The sequence below is a fragment of the Flavobacterium amylolyticum genome (assembly GCF_048284335.1).
Lineage (GTDB): Bacteria > Bacteroidota > Bacteroidia > Flavobacteriales > Flavobacteriaceae > Flavobacterium.
In genome coordinates this window covers 386,932-412,055 of the sequence record NZ_JBLVPG010000001.1, presented here as the reverse complement: position 1 = coordinate 412,055, position 25,124 = coordinate 386,932, and the positions used below count along the sequence as shown (strand labels likewise).

The 25,124-nt window shown below is 32.3% G+C and carries 22 protein-coding genes; 14 read left to right on the top strand and 8 right to left on the bottom strand.

Annotation, left to right across the window (positions count from 1 at the left end; translation table 11 throughout):
* The first annotated feature begins 12 nt into the window (after nt 1-12).
* Together ACNQF9_RS01850 and ACNQF9_RS01845 are read left to right on the top strand one after the other, a co-directional pair.
* A complete protein-coding gene (locus ACNQF9_RS01850) occupies nt 13-414 on the top strand; it encodes a Sec-independent protein translocase subunit TatA/TatB (RefSeq protein WP_417958559.1) in 402 nt (133 codons plus the stop codon).
* The gene (locus tag ACNQF9_RS01845) at nt 414-980 is read left to right on the top strand and encodes a phosphatase PAP2 family protein (RefSeq protein WP_417958558.1); all 567 of its coding nucleotides are present in this window, start codon (nt 414-416) and stop codon (nt 978-980) included. Before ACNQF9_RS01850 ends, ACNQF9_RS01845 begins: the two co-directional genes overlap by 1 nt.
* Nucleotides 981-1,123: 143 nt before the next feature.
* On the opposite strand, the gene ACNQF9_RS01840 is transcribed toward ACNQF9_RS01845, so the two are convergent.
* Nucleotides 1,124-1,765: an O-methyltransferase gene (locus ACNQF9_RS01840; protein ID WP_417958557.1), complete on the bottom strand. Its 642-nt coding sequence runs from the start codon at nt 1,763-1,765 to the stop codon at nt 1,124-1,126.
* A gap of 81 nt (nt 1,766-1,846) precedes the next feature.
* Between ACNQF9_RS01840 and rlmN the strand changes: the two genes are divergently transcribed.
* Complete coding sequence (gene rlmN / locus ACNQF9_RS01835) at nt 1,847-2,890, top strand: dual-specificity RNA methyltransferase RlmN (RefSeq protein WP_417958556.1); 1,044 nt, start codon at nt 1,847-1,849, stop codon at nt 2,888-2,890.
* A gap of 44 nt (nt 2,891-2,934) precedes the next feature.
* On the opposite strand, the gene ACNQF9_RS01830 is transcribed toward rlmN, so the two are convergent.
* Nucleotides 2,935-3,789, bottom strand: coding sequence for a hypothetical protein (locus ACNQF9_RS01830; RefSeq protein WP_417958555.1), 855 nt, complete (start codon nt 3,787-3,789; stop codon nt 2,935-2,937).
* A gap of 187 nt (nt 3,790-3,976) precedes the next feature.
* Between ACNQF9_RS01830 and ACNQF9_RS01825 the strand changes: the two genes are divergently transcribed.
* Nucleotides 3,977-4,954, top strand: a complete 978-nt coding sequence (locus tag ACNQF9_RS01825; protein WP_417958554.1) for a polyprenyl synthetase family protein — start codon at nt 3,977-3,979, stop codon at nt 4,952-4,954.
* A 246-nt stretch (nt 4,955-5,200) separates the two neighbouring features.
* On the opposite strand, the gene ACNQF9_RS01820 is transcribed toward ACNQF9_RS01825, so the two are convergent.
* On the bottom strand, nt 5,201-6,292 hold the full coding sequence (locus ACNQF9_RS01820; RefSeq protein WP_417958553.1) for an ATP-binding response regulator: 1,092 nt from the start codon (nt 6,290-6,292) through the stop codon (nt 5,201-5,203).
* 310 nt (nt 6,293-6,602) lie between these two features.
* Between ACNQF9_RS01820 and ACNQF9_RS01815 the strand changes: the two genes are divergently transcribed.
* Nucleotides 6,603-7,403 carry a response regulator gene (locus tag ACNQF9_RS01815; protein WP_417958552.1) on the top strand — a complete coding sequence of 267 codons (801 nt, stop codon included), beginning with the start codon at nt 6,603-6,605 and terminating at the stop codon, nt 7,401-7,403.
* Between the two features lie 600 nt (nt 7,404-8,003).
* Here the strand turns inward: ACNQF9_RS01815 and ACNQF9_RS01810 are convergent.
* The gene (locus ACNQF9_RS01810; RefSeq protein WP_417958551.1) at nt 8,004-11,540 is read right to left on the bottom strand and encodes a PAS domain-containing sensor histidine kinase; all 3,537 of its coding nucleotides are present in this window, start codon (nt 11,538-11,540) and stop codon (nt 8,004-8,006) included.
* Between the two features lie 316 nt (nt 11,541-11,856).
* On the opposite strand from ACNQF9_RS01810, the gene dnaG reads away from it, so the two are divergent.
* Complete coding sequence (gene dnaG / locus ACNQF9_RS01805) at nt 11,857-13,833, top strand: DNA primase (protein WP_417989512.1); 1,977 nt, start codon at nt 11,857-11,859, stop codon at nt 13,831-13,833.
* On the opposite strand, the gene ACNQF9_RS01800 is transcribed toward dnaG, so the two are convergent.
* A complete protein-coding gene (locus ACNQF9_RS01800; RefSeq protein WP_417958549.1) occupies nt 13,830-14,459 on the bottom strand; it encodes a LuxR C-terminal-related transcriptional regulator in 630 nt (209 codons plus the stop codon). The two genes, dnaG and ACNQF9_RS01800, sit on opposite strands and share 4 nt — an antisense overlap.
* A 94-nt stretch (nt 14,460-14,553) precedes the next feature.
* On the bottom strand, nt 14,554-15,354 hold the full coding sequence (gene nadE, locus ACNQF9_RS01795) for an NAD(+) synthase (RefSeq protein ID WP_417958548.1): 801 nt from the start codon (nt 15,352-15,354) through the stop codon (nt 14,554-14,556).
* A gap of 99 nt (nt 15,355-15,453) precedes the next feature.
* Here nadE and gldB point away from each other — a divergent pair, with 99 nt between their 5' ends.
* Nucleotides 15,454-16,410 carry a gliding motility lipoprotein GldB gene (gene gldB / locus ACNQF9_RS01790; protein ID WP_417958547.1) on the top strand — a complete coding sequence of 319 codons (957 nt, stop codon included), beginning with the start codon at nt 15,454-15,456 and terminating at the stop codon, nt 16,408-16,410.
* The gene (gldC, locus tag ACNQF9_RS01785) at nt 16,410-16,745 is read left to right on the top strand and encodes a gliding motility protein GldC (RefSeq protein ID WP_417958546.1); all 336 of its coding nucleotides are present in this window, start codon (nt 16,410-16,412) and stop codon (nt 16,743-16,745) included. Before gldB ends, gldC begins: the two co-directional genes overlap by 1 nt.
* Nucleotides 16,746-16,828: 83 nt before the next feature.
* Here gldC and yihA read toward each other — a convergent pair whose 3' ends face one another.
* Nucleotides 16,829-17,443 (bottom strand): ribosome biogenesis GTP-binding protein YihA/YsxC, encoded by a 615-nt coding sequence (gene yihA / locus ACNQF9_RS01780; protein WP_417958545.1) that lies wholly within the window; start codon nt 17,441-17,443, stop codon nt 16,829-16,831.
* Between the two features lie 32 nt (nt 17,444-17,475).
* Nucleotides 17,476-18,249, bottom strand: coding sequence for an alpha/beta fold hydrolase (locus tag ACNQF9_RS01775; RefSeq protein WP_417958544.1), 774 nt, complete (start codon nt 18,247-18,249; stop codon nt 17,476-17,478).
* A gap of 379 nt (nt 18,250-18,628) precedes the next feature.
* Between ACNQF9_RS01775 and mraZ the strand changes: the two genes are divergently transcribed.
* The 6 genes from mraZ (at nt 18,629) to mraY (ending at nt 25,124) form a co-directional block, all read left to right on the top strand.
* Complete coding sequence (gene mraZ / locus ACNQF9_RS01770; RefSeq protein ID WP_417958543.1) at nt 18,629-19,102, top strand: division/cell wall cluster transcriptional repressor MraZ; 474 nt, start codon at nt 18,629-18,631, stop codon at nt 19,100-19,102.
* Entirely contained in the window at nt 19,077-19,985 is a 909-nt protein-coding gene (gene rsmH, locus ACNQF9_RS01765) for a 16S rRNA (cytosine(1402)-N(4))-methyltransferase RsmH (RefSeq protein ID WP_417958542.1), read from the top strand. Before mraZ ends, rsmH begins: the two co-directional genes overlap by 26 nt.
* 6 nt (nt 19,986-19,991) lie before the next feature.
* Entirely contained in the window at nt 19,992-20,339 is a 348-nt protein-coding gene (locus ACNQF9_RS01760; RefSeq protein ID WP_417958541.1) for an FtsL-like putative cell division protein, read from the top strand.
* Nucleotides 20,330-22,333, top strand: coding sequence for a penicillin-binding protein (locus ACNQF9_RS01755; protein ID WP_417958540.1), 2,004 nt, complete (start codon nt 20,330-20,332; stop codon nt 22,331-22,333). The genes ACNQF9_RS01760 and ACNQF9_RS01755 overlap by 10 nt, the downstream gene beginning before the upstream one ends.
* Entirely contained in the window at nt 22,330-23,793 is a 1,464-nt protein-coding gene (locus ACNQF9_RS01750; protein ID WP_417958539.1) for a UDP-N-acetylmuramoyl-L-alanyl-D-glutamate--2,6-diaminopimelate ligase, read from the top strand. The genes ACNQF9_RS01755 and ACNQF9_RS01750 overlap by 4 nt, the downstream gene beginning before the upstream one ends.
* A 101-nt stretch (nt 23,794-23,894) precedes the next feature.
* Nucleotides 23,895-25,124, top strand: a complete 1,230-nt coding sequence (gene mraY, locus ACNQF9_RS01745) for a phospho-N-acetylmuramoyl-pentapeptide-transferase (protein WP_417958538.1) — start codon at nt 23,895-23,897, stop codon at nt 25,122-25,124.

Here is a 25,124-nt window from a genome sequence, read left to right as displayed (position 1 = left end):
AATAAAAAATATATGTTTGGCATAGGAGGAGGCGAATTAATTTTTATCATGTTTATAGTACTGATGCTTTTTGGGTCAGACAAAGTTCCTGAAATAGCCCGAACAATGGGCAAAGCAATGGCGCAATTAAAAAATGCTACTAACGACATAAAAAGCGAAATTCAAAAAGGAGCTGAAGCGAATGGATTTGACACAAAATCATTGAGCGATATAAGAGGGAATATTACGTCTGAAATCAACAAAGCAAAGGATAATTTATTGGGAGACACTTCTCAATTTAGCGATATAACGGGAAACATTACTTCAGAGATCAATAAAGCGAAAGACAGTTTGCTTGGAGAGGCAACTGCTCCAATAGAAACTACTAAAGAAGTGATTGAAGACATTACAGGTCCGATAAAACGTCAGGTGTAATGGTAGAAAAATTACTCTCTCTAGATACGGAATTGTTTGTTTTTTTAAATGGTTTAGGATCTGAAACGTTTGACGGACTATGGTCATTCATTACGAGGCAAAGCAATTGGATTCCACTTTTTTTACTTTTGCTGTATGTCATTTTTAAAAAACTAGGCGCAAAACAAACACTATACTTACTTTTATTTGTCGCAGTGTTAGTAACGTTTACAGATCAATCTACAAATTTATTCAAAAACGGTTTTCAGCGGTTACGTCCCTGTAATAATCCGCAAATCAATTCCTTCATACGCATTGTACAAATCCGGGGATCTTTTAGTTTTTTCTCAGGGCATGCATCAAATTCAATGGCCGTTGCAACGTTGGTTTATTTTACGCTAAGACAGTATTTTAACTATTTTTGGTTGTTGTTTTTATGGCCTTTTGTCTTTGCATACAGTAGAATTTATCTCGGATTGCATTACCCATTAGACATTTTATCAGGTTATTTATTTGGTTTTACTTTTGGTTTTTTGATGTTTAAAGTTTACAGAATGGCACAACATAAGTATTTCCCGCAGCAATAATTTTAGAATTGGTTTGGAGGTCTTTCCGGTTCTGTTCTGTATCTTTCTAGTCAACTTGTTTTCGATTCCGAAATGAGTTTTATAACTGGAAAGGATGTCGCTTCTATAAGGGCTAGGAATTTGTATATAAAAAACATTAGAAATTATAAGATTCGGCTAACTGTCAATCCATCCCGAATAGGCAATAGTACTGTTTCTACTCTAGGATCACTTGCTAATATTTTATTGTATTCCAGTAATACTTTTGTGCTGATGTCATTGGGTTGTAAGGGTTCTAAAATTTTTCCGCTCCACAGGACATTATCTGATAAAATAATTCCGCCTTTGTTCATTTTTGGAACAATTAAATGAAAATAGTTGAGGTAATTCTCTTTATCGGCATCGATGAAAACCAAGTCAAATTTCATTTTTAAAGTTGGAATTATGGCAGTTGCTTCTCCTAGATGCTGAAAAATGTGTTTTCCCCAAGGCGATTTGTTAAAGTGCTTACGCTGGAAATCCACCAACTCTTCTTTAATGTCAATAGTATGCAATTGTCCCGTTTCCTGCATGCCTTCGCATAAGCACAACGCTGAATAGCCAGTATACGTGCCAATTTCCAGAATATTTACAGGTCGGATCAATTTAGATAACATACTCAAAACTCGACCTTGAAAATGACCGCTAAGCATTCTTGGCAATAGAATTTTTTGATATGTTTCTTTATTCAACGCTGCTAATAAAGCGGGCTCTTTTTCAGAATGTTGCTCGATATAATCTTCTAATTCTTGGGAAATAAAATGCATTTTTGGAATTTTTTTCAATTGAGAGCAAAGTTATCAAATTATCAAATCAACAAATCAACAAATTGTCATTAAATTTGCACCATGGAAATCGAGAAAAAAGACATACGATCTTTATCAAAAGAACAATTACGTGATTTTTTTGTTACAAATGGAGACAAGGCTTTTCGTGGAAATCAAGTCTATGAATGGTTGTGGAGCAAAGGTGCGCATAGGTTTGAGGATATGACTAATGTTTCTAAAGGAACACGTACTGTGCTGGAAACACATTTTGTCATCAATCACATTAAAGTGGATACGATGCAGCGCAGTGAGGATGGCACCGTTAAAAATGCAGTACGTTTGCACGATGGTTTGGTGGTCGAATCGGTTTTGATACCTACAAATACAAGAACAACAGCGTGTGTTTCGAGTCAAGTGGGTTGTAGTTTAGACTGCAGCTTTTGCGCTACAGCGCGATTAAAAAGAATGCGGAATCTGGAGCCTGCTGAAATCTATGATCAAGTAATTGCCATTGATAAAGAAAGCCGTTTGTATTACAATCATCCGTTATCGAATATTGTTTTCATGGGAATGGGAGAGCCACTCATGAATTATAATAACGTATTAAAGGCCATAGAAATGATTATTTCACCGGAAGGCTTAGGGATGTCACCCAAGCGAATTATGCTTTCAACCTCTGGTGTACCAAAAATGATTAAAAAACTCGCGGATGATGAAGTGAAATTTAAACTCGCTGTTTCGTTGCATTCTGCAATCGATGAAATTCGTTCTCGGATTATGCCTTTTAGTGCTAATTTTCCATTAGCAGATTTACGCGAGTCATTAGAATATTGGTACAAAAAGACTAAAAGTAAAATTTCCTATGAATATGTAGTTTGGAAAGATATCAATGATAATAAAGCCTCAATAGATGCATTAGTGAAGTTTTGTAAATATGTTCCCTGCAAAGTGAATTTGATCGAATACAATCCAATTGACGATGGAGAATTTCAACAAGCTTCAGAAGAATCTATAAATGATTATATAAAAGCATTAGAAGCAAGTGGGATTGTGGTAAAAGTTAGGCGTAGCCGAGGAAAAGACATAGATGCCGCTTGCGGGCAATTGGCCAACAAAGAAGTATAAAAAAAGCATTAAGATTTTAACGTTAATCGTAATGCTTTTTAGTTTTATTTTTCTAAAACTATTTCTTTAGTAACTCCGCCAATAGTTATAGTTGCAAGATTATCACATTCACCAGTGCCGTAGTCTAATATTCCTTCTGAATCATTTTTAGTAATTTTAATAATACCTTGAACTGGAAAAGGTAATTTGCAACGCATTACATAGCGTAAAGGTGCCGTAATTAAAGTGCTAATTGTAGTCCCATTTGGCAACAAAGTACTACCATTACCAGTAACTAGAAAAACATTGTCTTCCCAACTAAGAGGGGTGTTATATCCTTCAATCATCTCTTTGATTTTAGTTCCTGTTCTGGTATAAGTTTTACCATCATCAAAAGTAATTTTCATGTCAACTGTAAAAGTTGACACCGGATGAATCGAAGCCAGTAATTCAGTACTTTTTAAAGAGTAATTAATGGATTTATTACCTTGCAAGAGTTTGTTGTTGTGATAAAAATTCACAAAACTGTAAGACAAAGTTCTTGACATACTCGTAAAATCATTTGAAAAACTAATTATAATTTTTCCTTTCAACACGTTTCCGTTTGGAAGAGCACAGCCCTCTGATCCAAAATCGATAGTTCTGGTCCAAGTTCCGCTTACTAGTACTGTGGTAATAGTTGTACACGCCGGGAGAATGCTCTTGATCGCTACGCTTGACTTATTCGAAGCGCTTTGTTGAACGGAATATTGATCTTCAACAATGTACATAACATCATCTACGGATGCATCAATTTTAGAATCTACTGTAATTTCTTTAATAGACAAAGCTGTAGTATCATCGATTTTTTCACTTGTGTCACAGCTGCTAAAAAACGACAAAGATAAAAACGCAGTAATAAATAAAAATTTTGTTTTCATAATTAAAATTTTAAGTTAATTCTCTTTTTTTTGTGTAAAAATACAATATTATCAGGTTTAATATACATTGTATCAATTGTTTATGTAAATTTTTTTAATATTTTTTGATTATTGAATTTTAAAGAATTCTACACTTAGGATAAAATACATAACGTTCTTTTATTTAAAATAGTATCTTTGAATTCTAATGAATGTGACTTCTCAAATTAAACAGCCTATTTTCGATGAAATGGAACTTTTTGAAAAAAAGTTCTATGAATCGATGACTTCAAAAGTGGCTTTGTTGAATAGAATTACTTATTATATAGTTAATAGAAAAGGAAAACAAATGCGTCCTATGTTTGTTTTTCTAACTTCAAAAATGGTTTCCCAAGGAATGATCAACGAGAGAACGTATCGGGGCGCCTGCGTTATAGAATTAATCCATACTGCAACATTAGTTCATGATGATGTGGTAGATGACAGCAACCGACGTAGGGGTTTTTTCTCGATTAATGCACTTTGGAAAAATAAAATAGCCGTACTTGTTGGGGATTATTTATTATCTAAAGGTTTATTACTCTCTATTGATAATGGTGATTTTGATTTACTACGAATTATTTCAGTCGCTGTACGCGAAATGAGTGAAGGAGAATTGCTTCAAATAGAAAAAGCCAGAAGACTGGATATTACCGAAGCTATTTATTATGAAATCATTCGAAAAAAAACAGCCACACTTATTGCTGCTTGTTGTGCTCTTGGGGCTAAATCCGTTATCGAAGATGAAATTCAAGTAGAAAACATGCGAAAATTTGGAGAGCTGATCGGGATGGCGTTTCAAATAAAAGATGACCTATTTGATTACACCGAAGATGCAATTGGTAAACCAACGGGAATTGACATCAAAGAACAAAAAATGACTTTACCACTTATTCACGTTTTGAATACATGTACTTCAAAAGAAAAAAAATGGCTTATCAATTCCATTAAAAACCACAATAAAGATAAAAAACGTGTTAAAGAAGTTATTGCTTTTGTGAAAAACAATAATGGATTACTTTATGCAGAACAAAAAATGGTTGATTTCCAGCAAGAGGCACTTTTACTGTTGAATAATTATCCTAATTCAGAGTTTAAAGAAGCGCTCATTTTGATGGTTAATTATGTAATTGAAAGAAAAAAATAGTTCCGTAATGTCGTTCTAACAAAATATAAATCTTATTTTTTTATTCATCATGCAACCTTTTTAGGTTGTAACTCGTCTATGATAATAGTAACAGTTTGTAAAGATTTCAAAATTAATTGCCTTACATCCAGCGGGAAAATAAATTTATCCAGTTAGTTGTCGAGAATAATCGGCAGACAGAACAATAATTGAACCTCCAATTTTTTCTAAAAATGTTAAGTGTTTGCCAGTACTATAATTACTACTTTAGTCAAAGATCGTATTTTTATATAAAGGCAAAAATATTTTTATTATCGTACCTTCATTTTCTTTTGAAATTATACTAAAAATACCTTCAGATTTCTTTATGATAATTTTGCTCAAAAAAAGACCTAATCCTAATCCTTGTTGCTCTCTTTCTTCGCGATTGAATTGTTGTGCTGCACCAATTTTTTTTAATTCCTGTTCGTTGAATCCAATCCCAAAATCTCGGATAATTAATTCATAGAAGTTTTCATTAAAGCGTGTGCCTGATATCATCACAATTTTATTGTCTGGCGAAAATTTAAGGGAATTATCTATTAGTTCAAAAAGAATAAAATATAAGTTATGGTTGCTAATTCTTATGTTAGCTTTGTCAATTTCAAAATTGATGCGTTTTTCTTTATTCTCATAAATTCGGAAGAGTGTTTCTTTCACGTTCGAAAAAATAGAGGATATTTCGGAATGGGATTCAGCGTTAAAATTGAGAGTATTGTTTTTTAAATTTTGATAGAGAATTATGTTTTGCATAGTTCGATTCAATCTATCTCCTGATATTTTAATCGATTTATAAAAACTTAAAACTTCCTTTTTGTCAAGGTTTTCTTCATAATCGATTAGAAGTTCTATTGAACCTAAAATTCCACTTAGCGGCGTGTTTATTTCATGTAAAAAGGATTTTTTTTTGCCGATATACAAATTATTATAAACATTCTTGATTTTCTCAAATCGTTCTATTTTGGTTTCAATTATAATTATTAATTCTTTTATCTTAAAAGGTTTCGATATAAACGCATCAACGCCATCAAGAAGAGATTTTCTCCTTAAATTAGGTTCTTTTTTTGCGGTTAAAAAAATGAAAGGTATTGGGCTTAATGACTGCGTGTCTTTAATTATTTCATATAGTGTATTGCCATCCATTACTGGCATCATTATATCACAAATAATTAAGTCTGGCATCCAGTGTTCCAATAAATTTAAGGCTTCCTGACCGTTAGTTGCAGTTTTGACTTCGTAATTTTGATAGGTAAGAAGTTCTGTAATAGTTTCTCTCAAATTTAATTCATCGTCAACTAAAAGAATTTTATTTTTGTTCATAAGGAAAGTTTAATTTTATTTTGTTGTGGTATTTAATTCTTTCATAAATATTGTGTAATACTTATATTGTTGCGTTTTAGAAAATTTAAAAAATGAAATTCTTTTAAAAAAGTAGTGGATATTACAAATCCCAATATGAGGGTTTGAAATTTAATAATTAGTAGTACCTATAATTTTATTTTTTAGAATTTTAATCAAAATTTAAATTACTTTGTAAAAGTATTTTTAATAAAACTCAAAAAGGATTTAATTACTGATAGTTTAAAATAAAAAGACGTTTGATTAAAATAGAAAGTGTTAATTTAGTAAAATGGAAAAGCAGAAATTAAAAATTGTTTTTATAGAAGATGATTTAGCTTTAGGAAGTTCCATTTTGGAATTATTAGTTTTGAGTAATTTTGATGTTTATTGGCTAAAAAATGGAAATGAAGCACTGAAGCATTTGCAAAAAAATATCCCTGATGTCATTATAAGTGATTTAATGATGCCAGTTATGGGAGGTGAAGAATTATTTTTAAAAATAAGACAAAATAATAAATTTAAAACTGTCCCGTTTATTATAATTACTGCAAATGTAGATGATGATATAAAATTTAAGCAATTAGAAAATGGAGTTAATGATTTTATAATGAAGCCTTTTAAAATCAAGGAATTGATTTTTAAAATCAAAAATATAATTGAACTTAAAAAAAATATAGAAAAAAAATATGCGCCTGATCCATTTTCAAAAGTTACAATAAAATTGTCCGAGAAAGATTTTTTGACTTCGTTAAATGAAATTCTTGTAAATTATTTAAAACGAAAAGTTGATATTGATGAATTGTCCTGTCAGCTGTTTATAAGTAAATCAACCTTAGATAAAAGAATTCGTAAACTTACTAATAAAAATATTAGTCAATACATTAGAGAGTTTAAATTAGATTATGCCGTTACACTCATTCATTTAGGGGAGAAAAATATACAATATTTAGTAGACGAAACCGGATTTAGTTCATTTTCATATTTTTCTACAAGTTTTAAGTCTTATCTTAATGCAACTCCTAGAAACTATATAAAACTAATTCAAAATGAAAATAAATCTTTTTTTAAATCTTTTATAGATAAAATTTAATTTAAAGAAAATGTTAAATACTCGATATGCAAATAAGAACTGCAGAGTAAGTAAAGCTAGATTTTTTCCAGTTACTGTGATTTAAACAAGATATTAAAAATTTGTTTGAATATAAATCAGCAGTATTTTTTTATAAATTATACGCATAAAACATTGTATCCATATTTAGAATCTTACTATTGCCTGATAATTAAAGATTATTCTTACCATGCAGCTTATTTAGGTTTTTTTTTGGGAAAAAATTACAATTAGTTAAGGTAAGCTGCTTTTGGTAAGTTCTTATGTAAAATGAATTAGAGAGAATCAGTATTTAAACACAATTCTGGCTCAAAAACAATACTCTCTTTAATACATTATGTAAGTGTAGTGAAAATAAAACTCTTTAGTTAAATATTATAATTATTTTTTGCAGTATTTAACATCACAATTTTTTAAATATTTGGTTATTTATACTAAAATATTATTTGTACTCTTAATTGTGTTTTAATCATTAGAAAATCGTTCCTTTTTTTAATTTTTATAGTAAAATGGACTAAAATGAAAATTTTTCTATCGGGAGCTTATCTATATCCTTCTCTGATTATCTATAATAATTAAGAGTTATGCTTCTGATTTATAAAACGGAAACTGCAAAGTTATTTTAGATCCTTTTCCTAATTCACTCTCTAATTGTATCGTACCTGAATTTTTTTCGATAAAAGTTTTTGCAATATAAAGCCCTAATCCAGTACCTTGAATTCCATTGGTATTGCTCGCTCTAAAAAAAGTATTAAATAATTTAAGTTGGTCTTCTTTAGGAATGCCAATACCGGAATCAATAATTTCCAAGAAAATCATATTTTCTTTGATAAAAAGATTTAGAATCACATCTTTACGTTCTTCGGAATATTTAAAAGCATTATTTAGGATGTTGAAAATAGAATATTCCATTAATTTTCGATCAGCATTGACTGTAAAAATATGGTCGGTAAAGTTAGTTATTACCTTTGGATGATTTACTTTGTCGATATAGTAAATGTCGATTATTTCAAGGCAAATTTGTTTTAAATCGAATTGTATAAGATTAAAATCTGTTTTTCCAGAATCTTCTTTTGAAATTGTCAATACCGCATTCATTAACTCAACTATTCGATCAATTTCTTCTGTAATGATAGTAACACGTTTTTGTAAACGTTCTCCATTTACTAAGTTTTGATTTTCTAAATACATAGAAATTAATTCAGCGCTAGTCCTTATAGTAGTCATAGGAGTTCTGAATTCGTGCGAAATGGTTGAAACTAAATTGGTGCGTAATTCATTTAGTTCTCGTTCTCGTGTCAAAGTATTTATTATTATTTCTTCGGCTTCTTTCTGTTGAGTTATATCTCGACTACTGGATTGAAAACCTATAGTCAAACCATTGTCAGTTATGATACTAGCTTTAGTTTCTAGCCATTTATAATCACCTTCTTTGGTTAAAAATCTACATTGCACAGATTCATCATTTTTCTTTTCTATGAAGTTATAAAATTTTTCTAACAATTCTTTTAAATTTTCAGGGTGAACATAATCTAAAGGAGATTTGCCTATTAGCTCTTCAGGGGTATAGCCTAAGAGTTTTTTTATGGAGGGTGAAATGTATTCAAAAATGGTGTTCGAATTATGTAAACACACCAAGTCGACTGTATTATCGGCCAACAGACGGTACATGCTTTTTGCTTCTTTAAGTTGATTGTTTTTATTTCGGTTGTTTTCTATTATTAATAATTTGTTTTCAAATTCTATTGTTTTCTTTTTAGTAATGTCAATTATTTGAATGATGTAATGCTTAATCTCATTTTTATCATTTTTAGCTAATGATACAAACATTTGCGCCCATACAATCGATTTATCATGGTGTAAAAATCTTTTTTCGGAACTGAAGTTAGCTATTTTTCCGGAGTCTAATTGTTCTTTATATTTAAGATCAATCTCTAAGTCTTTGAAGTAGGTTATTTCTTGAAATGTTAAAAATTTCATTTCTTTTTTTGAGTATCCTAGCATCTTACAAAGTCTATAATTAACTTCTTTATAATAGCCCGCTTGAGTTACTAATGCCATTCCTACTGCTGAATTCTCAAATGCTCCTTTAAATTGTTCTTCGCTTTGTTGTAATTCATCTTTCAGCTTTTTTTCATTTGTAATATCTTGCATAGCACCAATAATACGAATGGCTATTCCTTCTTCATTTCTAATGATTACGACTTTGTCACTTACATAGGCATAAGTGCCATCAGATTTTAAATATCGGTATTTAAACGACCATTTGTGGGTGTTACTAATTAAGGCTTTGGTGAGTGATTCGAGATAGGATACTTTATCTTCTGAATGAAGAAAATTTTCGTATTCTTGTCTTTTTATAATATTGTTCTCAAATTGATGTCCAAAAAGATCGCAATAACTCCCCCCAACAAAAATTTCATCTGTAGCTATATTCCAATCCCAGAGTGCATCAGATGTAGCTTCACCAGAATAAATAAACCGTTCATTACTTATTTTTAGTGCATCCTCAGCATTTTTTAGTGCCGTAATATCATTGAAGGAGCATATTACAGAGAGCAATTCAGCGCAATCACCAAATACAGGTATGGCATCAACTAATAACCAAACTAAATCATTGTACATCGGGCGATGAATACCCATGACAATATTATTTATTGGTTTTAATTTTTTTATTGCCTGAGAAACTGGGTATTGGTCTGCTGTAAAAGTAGATCCATTAAGATGAATTACTTTCCAATGATCATCATACGAAGTTCTTCCAAGTAATTGATCTTCTGTAACACCGAGCATTTCGCATGCGGCTTTGTTGTTTTCTAATATTTCAGATTGGGGGCCTTGTACCAAAATACCTACGGCCACATTCTGAATAATACTTTGAGTGAGTTGTCTGCTTTTAAGAATTTCTTCCTGAATGCTCTTACTCTCGGTAATGTCAACACCAAAACCTACCATCATTTCAAGGGTTCCATCCTCCTTAAAAACAGGAGTTAATTTTCGGGTGTGATAGGTTTTTTGGCCGTTAAGACTTTCAATACTATCTTCCCATTCAATTAAATTTTTAGATTTTAATGCTTGTAAAAATTTAAGCCGTCTGCTTTTTGCAAATGTGTCATCTCTACCCGTATGTTTTGCATATTCAAAATCATTTTTCCCTATAATATACTTTCTTAGTTCGTCATTTTTAATAGCAGATGAATTTAGATAGGTGTATCTATAATTACTGTCAAAAACGGCAACATCTGTAGGAAGTCTATCTAATATTTTTTCATAAAATTCTTTTTGTACTACAATTTTTTGAAGTGCTTCAATATATTCGGTTATATCTCTACAATTTCCTCTATAAATTTTCTCTCCTTCTTTTACAGATAAAATTATACTAGTTGCATGCCATACATAGTGTCCATCTTTGTGTAAAATTCTATAGGTTATTTCGTTTAATATTTGTGTAGAATCAATTGTATTGAAAAAAGTATTAACCATTTCTACATCATCAGGATGCATAAGCAGAAAGCTTTTTTTTCCAATTATCTCGTCAGGTTGATGTCCTAAATGAGTTGTCCAGTTTGTAGAAACATAAGTGATTATTCCGTCTGAATTAATTTCATAAATAATCTCTTTTGAATTGTCAATAAATATTTGAAATTGAGTTTCTTTGGCATTAATTTCCTTTTCTAAAATATAATTTTGTTGCCATAATTTGATCGTAGCTTGAATTTGTGAAACGGAATAATCTAATGTTTTTAATTCTGTTTCGGATAGTTCTTTGGCATTAGAATCCATGATGCATAGTGTTCCTATACAATCCATGTTGTTGTTAGATATAGGTAATCCAGCTAAAAATGAGAAATCATCTAATATAGTCTTCTTAGCTATTTTGTTAGTTGGATCTTCATTTATATCGGGAAAGATACATATGCTTTTTTTTCTAATTATTTCTTCATTATAAAGCTGTAAACCTTTAGGAATAGTAGATGTATAATCTAAGCCTGTTTTAGCAATAAAAGTAGGTGTGTCAGTATTAGTTAGCGTGATAGCAACAAATGGGACTTTACACAGTTCTGCTATAAACGATAGAAGAGGACTTAATTCTTGTTGAAAATTTTTATTGTTAAACAAAATGGAGTAGATTTTTTATTTAGAATTAATGTGCCAATTTACCTGTAATAACTACTTATAAAACAACAAATTAAATGCTTTATTAGCAAACGAATATGCAAAATAACGCTAATTTTATTGTAAATGGAAATGTATCTATTATTAATTATGGATTAAAAAAAAGAAACATAATTTACAACGACTTTTATAGGGTATTAGAACCGTAACTTTGAGAATTAAAGGTGTAAAACATTGTTCTTTTTATTGTATTTAAATTGTTTTAATGAATAATTAGTCTAACTAAACTTTGTAACTTTGGATTTTTAAAATAAATAAATTGATTTCAAAAGCTACTATAGATACTGTTTTCGAAACTGCTCGAGTAGAGGAGGTAATTGGTGATTTTGTACAATTAAAACGTGCCGGGAGCAACTGGAAAGGCTTAAGCCCATTTTCTGAAGAGCGCTCTCCGTCCTTTATGGTTTCACCTGCCAAAGGAATTTGGAAAGATTTTAGTTCTGGAAAAGGAGGGAACTCTGTGGCTTTTTTAATGGAGCACGAAAAGTTCACTTATCCGGAGGCGATTCGCTATTTGGCCAAAAAATACAATATCGAAATTGAAGAAACAGAGCAAACCGATGAAGAAAAAGCCAATACTGATGTTCGGGAAAGCATGTATTTGGTCTCGGAATTTGCAAAAATCTATTTTCATGATACACTTTTAAACTCCGAAGAGGGTAAAGCTATTGGGTATTCTTATTTTAAAGAACGCGGTTTTACGAATGAAACCATAAAGAAATTTGGATTGGGGTATTCTCCTGAAACTTGGGATGCTTTTACAAAAGAAGCTTTGGGTAAAGGATACAAATTAGAGTTTCTCGAAAGTACAGGTTTGACAATTGCACGAGAAGACAGGCCTTTCGACCGTTTCAAAAGCCGTGTAATGTTTCCAATACAAAGTATGTCTGGAAGAGTACTTGGTTTTGGAGGTCGGATTTTGACCAACGATAAAAAAGCCGCAAAATACCTAAACTCCCCGGAGAGCGAAATTTACCATAAAAGTAAAGTGCTGTATGGTATTTTTCAAGCCAAACAATCAATCGCTAAGTTGAATAATTGTTATCTGGTTGAAGGATATACAGATGTGATCCAGTTCAATCAATCTGGAATTGAAAATGTAGTTGCCTCTTCCGGTACTGCATTAACACCAGATCAAATCCGATTGGTCAATAGATTGACAAAGAATATTACCGTTCTTTTTGACGGGGATGCTGCCGGTTTGCGCGCTTCTATCCGAGGAATCGATTTGATTCTTGAAGAAGGGATGAATGTAAAAGTATGCACATTTCCTGACGGAGAAGATCCGGATAGTTTTGCTAAGAAAAATTCTTATGAGGATTTAGTATTGTACTTGGAGAACAATGCAAAAGATTTTATTCAGTTTAAAGCCTCGCTTTTGATGAATGAAGCCAAGAATGATCCAGTAAAAAAAGCGGATTTGATTCGGGATATGGTCGTGAGTATTTCTAAAATACCGGATAGAATTCAAAGAGAAATTTACATTCAGGAATGTTCTCGGATTATGGATATTTCGGAACAAGTTTTATTAAGTACTTTAGCGCAATTAGTTCAAAAAGATGTTGCTGAAGTTGGGAAAAAACAAAAACAAGAACAAAAAGCTTTTGAAATTGTAAAAAATGAAGACCCAATTGAAGCTGAAAAAGTAGATATTTTATATCGATTAGAAAGAAAAATAATTGAGATTCTTTTACTTTATGGAAATAAAAATGAAGAGTTTGAAGATACTTTTTTAAAAACAAATAGCGAAGGGGAGATCGAAACCCTCACAGAAAAAAAAGAATATAAAGTATACCAACGAATCTATCTGAGTTTACAAGAAGACGAGGTTGAATTGGCAAATCCTTTATTTCGAGACATATTTAATGATTTAATTAATTATTATCATCAAAATGAGCGTTTCACTTTAGAACAGTATTTGATGCACCTGAACGCTGACTTTGCGCAAGAGGTAACCGATATTTTGATGGAAGATGAGCGGGTTGTTTTACACGATTGGGTGGGACAGAATATTTTTCCGAAATCAAAAAATGATACGATAGGGCAAGATGTTTCAGAAACTATTTTAACCTTGAGATGGTATTTAGTGGGTAAAATAATCGAAGAATTAAAAAGCTCTCTGTCATCTGAACCAAATTCAGATAACACAGAGCCTTTGTCAATGGTAATGGACTATAATACACTAATCCATTCTTTTTCTAAAAAATTAGGAAGGGTAATGTCTAGATATTACTAAACAATTTCTAATTTTTTTGCTTTGTCTACTAAATCCACAAGATTAGTAACATTTAATTTTGTAAGCAAACGCAATTTGTAGGTACTAATCGTTTTTTCGTTAAGGTTTAAAATATCAGCTATTTCATGATTCTTTTTTCCTCCGCTTAAATAACGTAATACTTCTACCTCGCGATTAGATAGTTTACGATACAAGCGCTCACTCTTACTTTGTTTCGCAATCAAGGCTAAGTTTTTCTTTACGGTTTCATTCATGATTATCTTGCCTTGGAAGACTTTGATAATTGAAATACCTAAAGTTTCTAACTTTTCGGATTTATGCACAAAGCCAGATACTCCGGCTTTTATGGCATTTGGCGCATAAATCTGTTCTGAAAGCCCACTGAAGATAATGATTTTTGTTTTTGGAAAATTTTTCAAGACCGCTTTGACCTCAAAAATACTGGAAAGACCTTCCAGCTCCAAATCTAATACTAATACATCAATGTCTTTTGTTTGAAGTATATCCCGTACCATCAAGAAATTGCCCACATTGGCAACTATTGAGATGTCTGCATTATCTTTAAAATAAGATTTTACTCCAAAATGCACAACAGGATAATTATCGGCTATACATACTTTAATCATAATTTTAAATTTTTAGAATTGTTTGTAATTGGAAATGTAAAATTAATAAATAAATTCTGTAATTAATTGTAAATCAATATAAAATGTTGTTACTTTATTCTTTTGTAATTAAACAAACGGGAATTGCTCTCATCTTATGTTGATTGACGGTGTTTAATCGTTTGTAAGTTTCAAAAACAATTTTTTCTCTACCTGAAAAATTATCAGCAGAGTTTCCAGATTCATCCTTTAACATCGCCCATTCTAATTCATCATAACTAGCTCCTAATTGTTGCTCATCAGTTCTGTCATCACCAAATAATCCATCTGTGGGACTTGCTTCTAAAATAGATTTAGGGATTTTTAAATAATTTCCCAAAAGATAGACTTCAGATTTCATTAAATCTGCAATTGGACTTAAATCTACTCCACCGTCACCATATTTTGTGTAAAAACCTACACCAAAATCCTCCACTTTATTGCCTGTCCCAGCCACCAATAGACCGTGAATGCCCGCTAAGTAATACAATGATGTCATCCTCAATCGAGCACGCGTATTGGCAAGGGATAGATGTAATTTTGCTGTATCAGAATCATCAGGTACGGCTTTTTTGAAAGTTTCAAACACAGTAGTCAAATCAGTTTCGATACTCGTTACATTAGGATATCTTTTTTTTAACTGTTCAATATGTTCTCGTCCACGGGTTACATGACTTTTGGCTTGATGTATGGGCATTTCTACACACAATACTTTAAATCCTGTTTGGGCGCAAAGTGTGGAGGTGACTGCTGAATCGACTCCACCGGAAATCCCTATTACAAATCCATTTACTTTTGCATTTTCAGCATATGTTTTTAACCAGTTTACAATTTGAGTATTTACTTTTTCAACTTGGATTGTACTTTTTTTAGTCATAATAGTTTAGGTATTAAAACCAGGAATGTATATTTGCAAAATCAATTCGTTATGCATTGGTTTCCTAGGATTCTTTGGTAACAAATTTAATTAATATATATGAAAAAATATCTGTTTCCTGTAGTCTTTTGTCTCTTTATTTTGTCTTGTGATAAGAAAAATAAAGTTGAAAGCACCGTAGCAGCCATTCCTTTGGATATAAAAGTAGAGCGTTTTGATAAAATATTTTTTGAAACTGCACCGCAGGATTTAGAGAATGTAAAAAAACAATTTCCATTTTTTTTTCCTGTTGGAAATGATGACAGTGTGTGGTTGAATAAAATGCAAGATCCCATTTGGAGGGAATTATATTCAGAAGTTCAAAAAAAATATACTGATTTTGAACCTGTAAAAGTTGAGTTAGAACTTCTTTTTAAACATATCAAATATTACTTTCCACAAACAAAGACGCCAAAAATAATTACTATAATATCTGAAATGGATTATAATAATAAAGCTATTTATGCGGACAGCCTCGTGATCGTTTCACTTGAATTGTATTTAGGAAAGAATCATAAGTTTTATCAGTTTCCCAACTATTTAAAACAAAATTTTGAACAAAGGCAAATTGCTCCAGATGTGGTTTCCAGTTTTTCCATACGTAAAATCCCCGCTGTAACGGACAAAGATTTATTGAGTCAAATGATTTATCATGGAAAGCAATTGTATTTAAAAGACTTACTTTTGCCGGACTATACGGATGCTGAAAAAATGGGCTATACTCCGGAACAAATAATATGGTGTCAAGAAAATGAGAGCTATATGTGGCGTTATTTTATTGAAAAAGAAATGCTGTACAGCAATGATCAAAAATTAATCCCACGATTTATTAATCCAGCCCCATTTTCTAAATTTTATTTGGAAATCGATAATGAATCCCCAGGACAAGTAGGAGCCTGGATAGGTTGGCAAATCGTACGATCGTATGCTAAGAATAATGAAGTGCCTGTTGCTGATTTACTTCAAAAAAGTGCCAAAGAAATATTTGTTAAATCAAAATACAAACCCAAAAAATAATGTCAGATAAAAACACATCAGAAATTAAATTTCTAATTGAATTAGACGAAAATCGTGTTCCGGAAAAATTAATGTGGTCCGCTCAAGACGGTGGCGTTATGCTAGAAGAGGCTAAAGCCATCATGTTGTCGATTTGGGATAGTAAGGCTAAAGAAAGTATGCGAATTGATTTATGGACCAAAGATATGCCAGTTGATGAAATGAAAATTTTCTTTCATCAGACTTTGGTAGCGATGTCCGAAACATTCAAACGTGCTACAGATGATGAAAAAATGGCGGACACTATGAAGGATTTCTGTGATTATTTTGCCGAAAAATTGGAGTTGACAAAATAACTGGTACCAAAAAATCCCAAAAATTAAATTATTAATTTTTGGGATTTTTTATTTAACTCTAAGATAAGTCGGTTTTTTAAAAACTAGCTGTTGTTTTTGAAGACTTCTTGATTTACTTCGTCTATATAACTCAATAATTCCTCTTTACCGGTAGATTCAGTAGCTGAGGTTACAAAATAGTGAGGCATTTCGGCCCAGTTATTTGCAAACATTTTCTTTTTGTATGCAGCAACATGTGAATCTATTTTTACTTTACTAATTTTATCAGCTTTGGTGAAAACAATACAAAAAGGAATTTCGCTTTCTCCCATATAGGACATGAATTCAATATCGATGGTTTGCGCTTCATGTCGAATGTCAATCAAAACAAAAGCACACACTAATTGTTCTCTGGTTTCAAAATAATCAGTGATGAATTCCTGAAAAATAGATTTTGTTTTTTTAGAAACTTTAGCGTAGCCATATCCAGGTAAATCGACTAGAAACCAATTGTTATTAATCAAAAAATGATTAATAAGTTGAGTTTTTCCAGGTCTTCCAGATGTTTTTGCTAGTTTCTTCTGGTTCGTTATCATGTTTATCAATGAGGATTTTCCAACATTTGATCTACCTATAAAAGCATATTCAGGCAAAAAGTCTTTAGGACATTTAGTTACATCAGAATTGCTGATAACAAATTCGGCGGTATTAATTTTCATTTTTTAGGGGTATAAAATTCTCCTTTTTTAGTTTAGTGTACGGCTAAATGGGTATGTGTTAACCAGTCTTCTAGTAATCGATTAAACTCATCAGGATGTTCCATCATGGCCGCATGCCCGCATTTGTCAATCCAGTATAAGGTAGAATTGGGTAGTAATTTATTAAACTCTTCTGCGACATCCGGTGGAGTAACTTTGTCATTTTTTCCCCAAATAATGCAGGTTTGAACATGCATTTTTGGCAAATCTTTTGCCATATTATGACGAATAGCGCTTTTGGCAATTGTCAGTGTTTTTATCAATTTTATCCTATCATTTACAGATTCGTATACCTCATCAATAAGTTCCTTGGTAGCTACTTTTGGATCAAAAAATACATCTTCCGCTTTTTTCTTGATATATTCATAATCGCCTCTTTTGGGATAACTGTCACCCATGGCACTTTCGTAAAGTCCTGAACTACCGGTAATAACTAAACCCGAAACTTTTTCTGGATACATTTTAGTATGGTACAAGGCAATGTGACCTCCCAATGAATTTCCTAAAAGTATTACACGTTCTAAGCCTTTGAATGTGATAAAATCCTTAACATATTTTGCGAAACTTTTTACATTCGTTTTCAAAATATTTTGAGTGTATATTGGTAAGTCTGGGATGATTATTTTATATCCTTTCGTAGAAAAGTAACTAGCAACAGCGTCAAAGTTGCTTAGTCCTCCCATCAGTCCATGCAAGATGACTATTGGGGTTCCCTCTCCAGCTTCATAATAACTGTATCTACCTTCTTTTTTATAGTATTTTTCCATTTTTTTGAATCCAGATTTTCAATTTTGACAAATATAGGATTTAATATATAAAAATGAATTTTTACAACAATTTTTAATTGTAAAATTCTCTTAGTTTGTTTATGAATAGAATGGTTTTTTTGAAATAAAATAGATTATTTTAATTCGTTTTAATCTTTATTCCTACTCTTTAAAAGACAAAAAAACTTCTGTTTTATTGTCTTTTTTTTATAACATTATGTTTCTTACAAATTAAACAAACTAGAGCTAATGTTCTGACTGTACATAAATTAAGGGTTTTTATCTAAAAGTGGTTAAACTTATTAACAAAGTGGTATATAGTGGTAAATTGTGGTAATATTTTTTATATTTTTGCTTTATATCATTTAATACTTTTTGCTTGGATACAATTGTTGGGACATATGAATGTAAAGTCGATGCTAAAGGAAGGCTGCTTATGCCAGCGCCCTTAAAAAAGCAGTTGGCAGCTTCACTTCAAAACGGGTTCGTTTTGAAGCGTTCCGTTTTTCAGCCTTGTCTGGAATTATATCCGATGCAGGAATGGGATTTGATGATGCAAAAAATTAATAAACTAAATCGGTTTGTTAAGAAAAACAATGACTTCATTCGCAGGTTTACCGCTGGAGTCAAAGTAGTTGAAATTGATGCGTTAGGGCGATTATTAGTGCCGAAGGATCTAGTTGCATTTGCTAGTATACTAAAAGAGGTAGTGTTTTCATCAGCGGTAAACATCGTAGAGATTTGGGACAAAGACTTGTACGAAAAATCAATAAGTGGTGAAGATGTTGATTTTGCTGACTTAGCTGAAGAAGTAATGGGAAATATAAATGACGACAACAATGGAATATCATAATCCGGTTTTGCTTCAAGCATCAATAGATGGTTTAAATATTAAGCCTGATGGCATTTATGTAGATGTAACTTTTGGTGGCGGCGGTCATTCAAAAGAAATTTTGAAAAGACTTGGACCAAATGGGAAATTATTTGCTTTTGATCAAGACGAAGATGCTTTGGCAAATGCTTTACCAGACGAAAGATTTACACTTATTAATGAGAATTTTAGATTCATAAAACGTTTTCTACGCTTTTATGGGGTAAAAAGTGTGGATGGAATTTTAGCTGATTTGGGAGTATCCTCACATCAATTTGATGTTGCTGAAAGAGGCTTTTCTACTCGTTTTGATGCTGGATTGGACATGCGAATGAGTCAGAAAAATGATTTAAACGCCTTTCGAGTGGTAAATGAGTATGATGAGGAAAACTTAAAAAGAGTCTTTTTGGATTACGGCGAATTGAAAAACGCACCTGCTTTGGCGCGAACAATTGTAGAAGCCAGAAACGAACAGCCCATCAAGACAACAGATGAATTGAAATCCGTTTTAGCGAAATATTTGCCGGAAAGAGTTAGGAATAAAATATTGGCACAAATCTATCAAGCTATTCGAATTGAAGTAAATCAAGAAATGGATGTTTTGAAAGAGTTTTTGGAGCAATCATTAGAGGTGTTAAATCCTAATGGGAGATTAAGTGTAATTTCATATCATTCTTTAGAAGACAGATTAGTAAAAAGGTTTGTAAAAAATGGCCTGTTTGAAGGAGAGCCGGAACGAGATTTTTTTGGTAATTTTTCAGTCCCATTTAAAACTATTGGAAAATTAATTGTACCTGATAACGCGGAAATAAAAGATAATAATAGAGCAAGAAGTGCTAAGTTAAGAATAGCTGAAAAGAGATAATTAGTGATGAAAAACGGAGTTTACAGCCTATTAAAAGCAAAATTTCTTATAGATGATGACGCTGTTAAGAACTGGCGTTTTATTGTTTTTATAATTCTTTTGGCGATTGTTATGATCGCAAATACACAACGATTTGAGCAAAAAGTTTTCATGATTGTTGAGTTAACAAATAAGGTCAAAGAATTGCGTTCAGAGTTTGTGGACAGGCGTTCTGAACTAATGAAATTGAGAATGGAGTCTACAGTCTCTGAAAAAATGATAGAGAAAGAAATTTTTCCGTCAACAGTTCCGCCAACAAAAATTAAAGTTAAAAAAGAAAAAGAGAAAAACATCTTAGACAAAATATGGCAATAGAAGATAAATACATATCCTACAGAATTTATCTGGTAGCTTTTGTCATTTTTTTGATGGCCATTGCTATTGCTGTAAAGTTGACAAATATCCAATGGGTTGAAGGGGATTACTACAGGAAGTTAGCTAAAGAAAGAACGGTTAGAAACTTTGTAATTCCTGCTAATAAAGGAAATATTTATTCTGCGGATGGAAGTCTTTTGGCTACTTCTATTCCGAATTATGAAATACGTTTTGATGCTGTTACTCCAAGACCTGAAGCATTCGAAAAAAATGTAAAGTTATTATCCGATTCATTGGCTTTGGTTCTGGGTAAGTCATCCAGTTTTTTTGAAAACGAACTTCGAAAAGCCAGAGCAAATAAAAATAGATACTACCTGATAGCCCGTAATTTGAGCTATACTCAATATTTTAAGATCAAAGGTTTTCCATTGTTTAATTTGGGAGCTTATAAAGGAGGAATTATAATAGAGCAAGAAACTGTAAGGGAACATCCCATAGGTAAAATTGCTGAGCGTACCGTGGGTTATGAGCGAACGTCTAACGGTGAGTCACTAGACGGTAAAGGTATCGAATGGGCCTTTAGAAAATACCTGAATGGGAAAGATGGCAAGATTTTAAAGCAAAAAATTGCAAAAGGGCAATGGAAACCCATTCGTGACATCAATGAAGTAGATCCACAAGACGGCTATGATGTCATCTCAACAATAGATGTTTATGTTCAGGATATTGCGCATCACGCGTTGCTAAAACAGTTGGAATTGTATCAAGCGGATCACGGTTGTGTGGTAGTTATGGAGACTAAAACAGGGCACGTAAAAGCGATTTCAAATTTAGGAAGAGCAAAAGACGGAACTTACTATGAAACAACAAATTATGCAGTAGCGGAATCTCATGAACCAGGATCTACCTATAAATTAGCAGATTTAATGGCTCTTCTTGAAGATAAAAAAGCAGATACCAGTACTGTTTATGATAGTAAAGGGGGAATAATTGTTTATTCTGGAAAAAAAGTACGGGACTCTCATGAAGGCGGTTATGGTAAAATCTCATTAGCAAGAGGTTTTGAGGTTTCGTCGAATACAATTATGGTTCAAGCAGTTTATGATAACTATAAAAATAACCCTTCACAGTTTGTAAATCATCTTAATAATTTTGGACTAAACAAGCCATTGGGACTTTCGATTAAAGGGGAAGGAAAGCCCTATATACCGCAACCAAGTGATAAGAATTGGTCAAATATTTCGCTTCCGTGGATGGCTTTTGGATATGGTGTTTCTATTACACCTATGCAAACATTGGCATTTTACAATGCAGTAGCCAATGACGGAGAGATGGTTAAACCTCAGTTCGTTTCTGAAATTAAAGAATGGAACAGAACTATCAAGAAATATGAGAAAGAAGTTTTAAATCCTCGAATTTGCTCACCAGAAACCATTTTAAAACTAAAGGCAGTTCTAGCTAATGTTGTGAAAAAGGGAACGGCTTCGAAATTATATTCTAAGGATTTTTCGATGGCAGGAAAAACTGGGACAGCGGCTGTGAATTACGGAAAGGCTGGTGGAGTTGGAAAATATTATGCTTCGTCTTTTGTGGGATACTTCCCCGCAGATAAACCGATGTATTCTTGTATAGTAGTAGTGCACAAGCCGAGTACTGCACTCAATAATTATTATGGTGCAGACGTAGCAGGCCCAGTTTTTAAGAGGATTGCACAAAAGATTTTTACTGATGCTCCGTCGACCAATGAGATAAAAAACTTAGACAGAAAAATTCCAAAACAAGAGAGCAATTACGACTCGTATTTTGTTATCACTCAAAATAAGCAACAACTTATTCCCAATTTGAAAGGTATGTCAGGAATGGATGCCGTCGCATTATTGGGTAATTTAGGAATGAAAGTAAAAATTATCGGTGTTGGGAAAGTGAAAAAGCAATCGCTTCAAGCCGGACAGAGTTTAGTGAAAAACACAACGATACTATTGGAATTATCATGAGTATACTAAAAGACATATTGTATAAAGTAGCTATCGAAAGCGTAAAAGGATCGACGGATATTGCAATCAACACCATTGATTTCGATTCCAGAAAAATCGGAATAAATGATGTTTTTGTCGCTATTCGTGGCTCTATTTCGGACGGTCATGATTTTATAAATAAAGCAATTCAGCAAGGTGCAGTAGCAGTTGTATGTGATGCCCTTCCTACAGTTATTGAAAAAGGAATCACTTACGTTCTGGTAAAAGATACGAATTCAGCGGTAGCATTTATGGCTGCAAACTATTTTGGAAATCCATCTCAAAACTTGAAATTGGTTGGTATTACCGGAACCAATGGTAAAACGACCATTGCTTCTTTGTTGTATCAATTGTTTAAAAAGGCAGGATTTAAAGTTGGATTACTTTCCACTGTAAAAATAATGGTTGATGAAAAAGAATATAAAGCGACACATACCACACCTGACTCGATTACGATAAATCATTTTTTGAGTGAAATGGTAGACAATGGTGTTGAATATTGTTTTATGGAAGTGAGTTCTCATGGAATTCATCAAAAAAGAACCGAAGCATTGCATTTTGTAGGGGGTGTTTTTACCAACTTGTCTCACGATCATTTGGATTATCATCCTACGTTTGCAGAATACAGAGATGTTAAAAAATCATTTTTTGATAATTTATCAAAAAATGCCTTTGCATTATCCAATATTGATGATAAAAATGGGCAAGTAATGTTGCAGAATACTGCAGCAAAAAAATTGACCTATGCTTTAAAATCATACGCCGATTATAAAGCACAAATCTTAGAAAATCAATTGTCCGGATTGTTGCTAAAAATAAATGGTAATGATGTTTGGGTAAAACTTATAGGAACTTTTAATGCCTATAATTTATTAGCCATTTACGGTACTGCGGTTGAATTAGGAATGGAAAGCCTTGAAGTATTAAGATTAGTATCTGATTTAGAAAGTGTTTCGGGACGTTTTCAATTTATTGTTTCGGCTTCAAATATCACTGCTATCGTAGATTATGCCCATACGCCGGATGCTTTAGAAAATGTACTAAAGACCATCAATGATATTCGTACCAAAAATGAACAACTAATCACTGTTGTAGGCTGCGGAGGTAATAGAGATAAAGCAAAACGTCCAATCATGGCTGGTATTGCCAGTGATTTGAGTGATAAAGCTATTCTTACTTCAGATAATCCTAGAAACGAAGATCCTGAGGTAATTATCAGTGAAATGGAACAAGGAGTTGCACCTCAAAATTATAAAAAAGTCTTGGCTATTACGGATAGAAAGCAAGCCATAAAAACGGCTTGTCAATTGGCTCAGCCCAATGATATCATTTTAATAGCAGGAAAAGGACATGAAACCTATCAGGAAATAAGTGGAATTCGTCATGATTTTGATGATATGAAGGTTGTGAAAGAGCTGTTAGATCAAATAGGAAAGTAAGTGTTTAAAAAAGATGATTTGATTCCTTGTTTAGTCAAATAGTTTCAAAATCAATAGTTTCAAAATTAACAATTCAACGATTAACCAAATAAACAAACTGTATGCTGTATTATTTATTTGAATATTTAGACAAAATAGTAGATGTCCCGGGAACAGGTGTATTTCAGTACATTACTTTTAGATCAGCACTTGCATTCTTACTATCATTGCTTTTGTCTACCATTTATGGAAAAAGAATAATCAGTTTTTTACAAAGACAGCAAGTTGGTGAAACAGTTCGAGAGCTTGGATTAGCTGGGCAAAATGAAAAGGCAGGTACCCCAACGATGGGAGGATTAATCATTATTTTCGCAACCCTTGTGCCCGTTTTTCTCTTTGCAAAATTACATAATATTTATATAGTTTTGTTGATTGTTACCACACTTTGGATGGGAACTATAGGCTTTATCGATGATTATATTAAAATCTTTAAAAAAGATAAACAAGGTTTAAAAGGTATTTTTAAAGTGGTGGGTCAAGTAGGTTTAGGATTAATAGTTGGTACTGTTTTGTACTTTCATGCAGGTGTTACTATTCGTACAGATACCTCCACTTCGGATGTTTTTAAAACGCCAACGAGCACAGTCGTAGTGCCTGCGCCAATTGAAGAAAAATCGACTGCTACAACAATTCCTTTCTTTAAAAATAATGAATTTGATTACGCCGAATTATTGGCTTGGACTGGGGAGGGATATGAAAAATGGGCTTGGTTAATTTTTATTCCAGTAGTAATTTTTATCATTACTGCTGTTTCTAATGGGGCTAATTTAACAGATGGAATTGACGGATTGGCTGCTGGTACTTCAGCTATTTCGGTCCTTGCTTTGGGGATATTTACATTCGTTTCGGGAAATATTATTTTTTCCAATTATCTGAATATAATGTACATCCCTAGTTCTGGTGAAATGACGGTTTTTATTGCCGCATTTGTTGGGTCATTGATCGGGTTTCTTTGGTACAACTCCTATCCTGCATCAGTATTTATGGGAGATACTGGGAGTTTAACAATAGGTGGGATTATTGCAGTTTTGGCGATTGCAGTTCGTAAGGAAATGTTGATTCCTCTTTTATGCGGAATTTTTCTTGTCGAAAATTTATCAGTAGTGGTTCAAGTCAGTTATTTTAAATATACCAAGAAGCGCTTTGGCGAAGGCAGAAGAATATTTCTAATGTCACCTTTACATCATCATTATCAGAAAAAAGGGTATCACGAAAGTAAAATTGTTACTCGATTTTGGATTGTAGCTATTATGCTGGCCATATTGTCAATTGTTACTTTAAAATTAAGATAA

What these genes read in the sequence shown, in the direction of transcription:
- ACNQF9_RS01820 (WP_417958553.1), bottom strand. Translation starts at nt 6,292, where the DNA reads ATGAACAAAAATAAAATTCTTTTAGTTGACGATGAATTAAATTTGAGA.
- ACNQF9_RS01800 (WP_417958549.1), bottom strand. Translation starts at nt 14,459, where the DNA reads ATGATTAAAGTATGTATAGCCGATAATTATCCTGTTGTGCATTTTGGA.
- mraY (WP_417958538.1), top strand. Translation starts at nt 23,895, where the DNA reads ATGCTGTATTATTTATTTGAATATTTAGACAAAATAGTAGATGTCCCG.
- ACNQF9_RS01840 (WP_417958557.1), bottom strand. Translation starts at nt 1,765, where the DNA reads ATGCATTTTATTTCCCAAGAATTAGAAGATTATATCGAGCAACATTCT.
- nadE (WP_417958548.1), bottom strand. Translation starts at nt 15,354, where the DNA reads ATGACTAAAAAAAGTACAATCCAAGTTGAAAAAGTAAATACTCAAATT.
- gldB (WP_417958547.1), top strand. Translation starts at nt 15,454, where the DNA reads ATGAAAAAATATCTGTTTCCTGTAGTCTTTTGTCTCTTTATTTTGTCT.
- rsmH (WP_417958542.1), top strand. Translation starts at nt 19,077, where the DNA reads ATGACGACAACAATGGAATATCATAATCCGGTTTTGCTTCAAGCATCA.
- gldC (WP_417958546.1), top strand. Translation starts at nt 16,410, where the DNA reads ATGTCAGATAAAAACACATCAGAAATTAAATTTCTAATTGAATTAGAC.
- ACNQF9_RS01775 (WP_417958544.1), bottom strand. Translation starts at nt 18,249, where the DNA reads ATGGAAAAATACTATAAAAAAGAAGGTAGATACAGTTATTATGAAGCT.
- rlmN (WP_417958556.1), top strand. Translation starts at nt 1,847, where the DNA reads ATGGAAATCGAGAAAAAAGACATACGATCTTTATCAAAAGAACAATTA.
- ACNQF9_RS01750 (WP_417958539.1), top strand. Translation starts at nt 22,330, where the DNA reads ATGAGTATACTAAAAGACATATTGTATAAAGTAGCTATCGAAAGCGTA.
- ACNQF9_RS01850 (WP_417958559.1), top strand. Translation starts at nt 13, where the DNA reads ATGTTTGGCATAGGAGGAGGCGAATTAATTTTTATCATGTTTATAGTA.
- ACNQF9_RS01815 (WP_417958552.1), top strand. Translation starts at nt 6,603, where the DNA reads ATGGAAAAGCAGAAATTAAAAATTGTTTTTATAGAAGATGATTTAGCT.
- ACNQF9_RS01825 (WP_417958554.1), top strand. Translation starts at nt 3,977, where the DNA reads ATGAATGTGACTTCTCAAATTAAACAGCCTATTTTCGATGAAATGGAA.
- ACNQF9_RS01845 (WP_417958558.1), top strand. Translation starts at nt 414, where the DNA reads ATGGTAGAAAAATTACTCTCTCTAGATACGGAATTGTTTGTTTTTTTA.
- yihA (WP_417958545.1), bottom strand. Translation starts at nt 17,443, where the DNA reads ATGAAAATTAATACCGCCGAATTTGTTATCAGCAATTCTGATGTAACT.
- ACNQF9_RS01755 (WP_417958540.1), top strand. Translation starts at nt 20,330, where the DNA reads ATGGCAATAGAAGATAAATACATATCCTACAGAATTTATCTGGTAGCT.
- ACNQF9_RS01830 (WP_417958555.1), bottom strand. Translation starts at nt 3,789, where the DNA reads ATGAAAACAAAATTTTTATTTATTACTGCGTTTTTATCTTTGTCGTTT.
- ACNQF9_RS01760 (WP_417958541.1), top strand. Translation starts at nt 19,992, where the DNA reads ATGAAAAACGGAGTTTACAGCCTATTAAAAGCAAAATTTCTTATAGAT.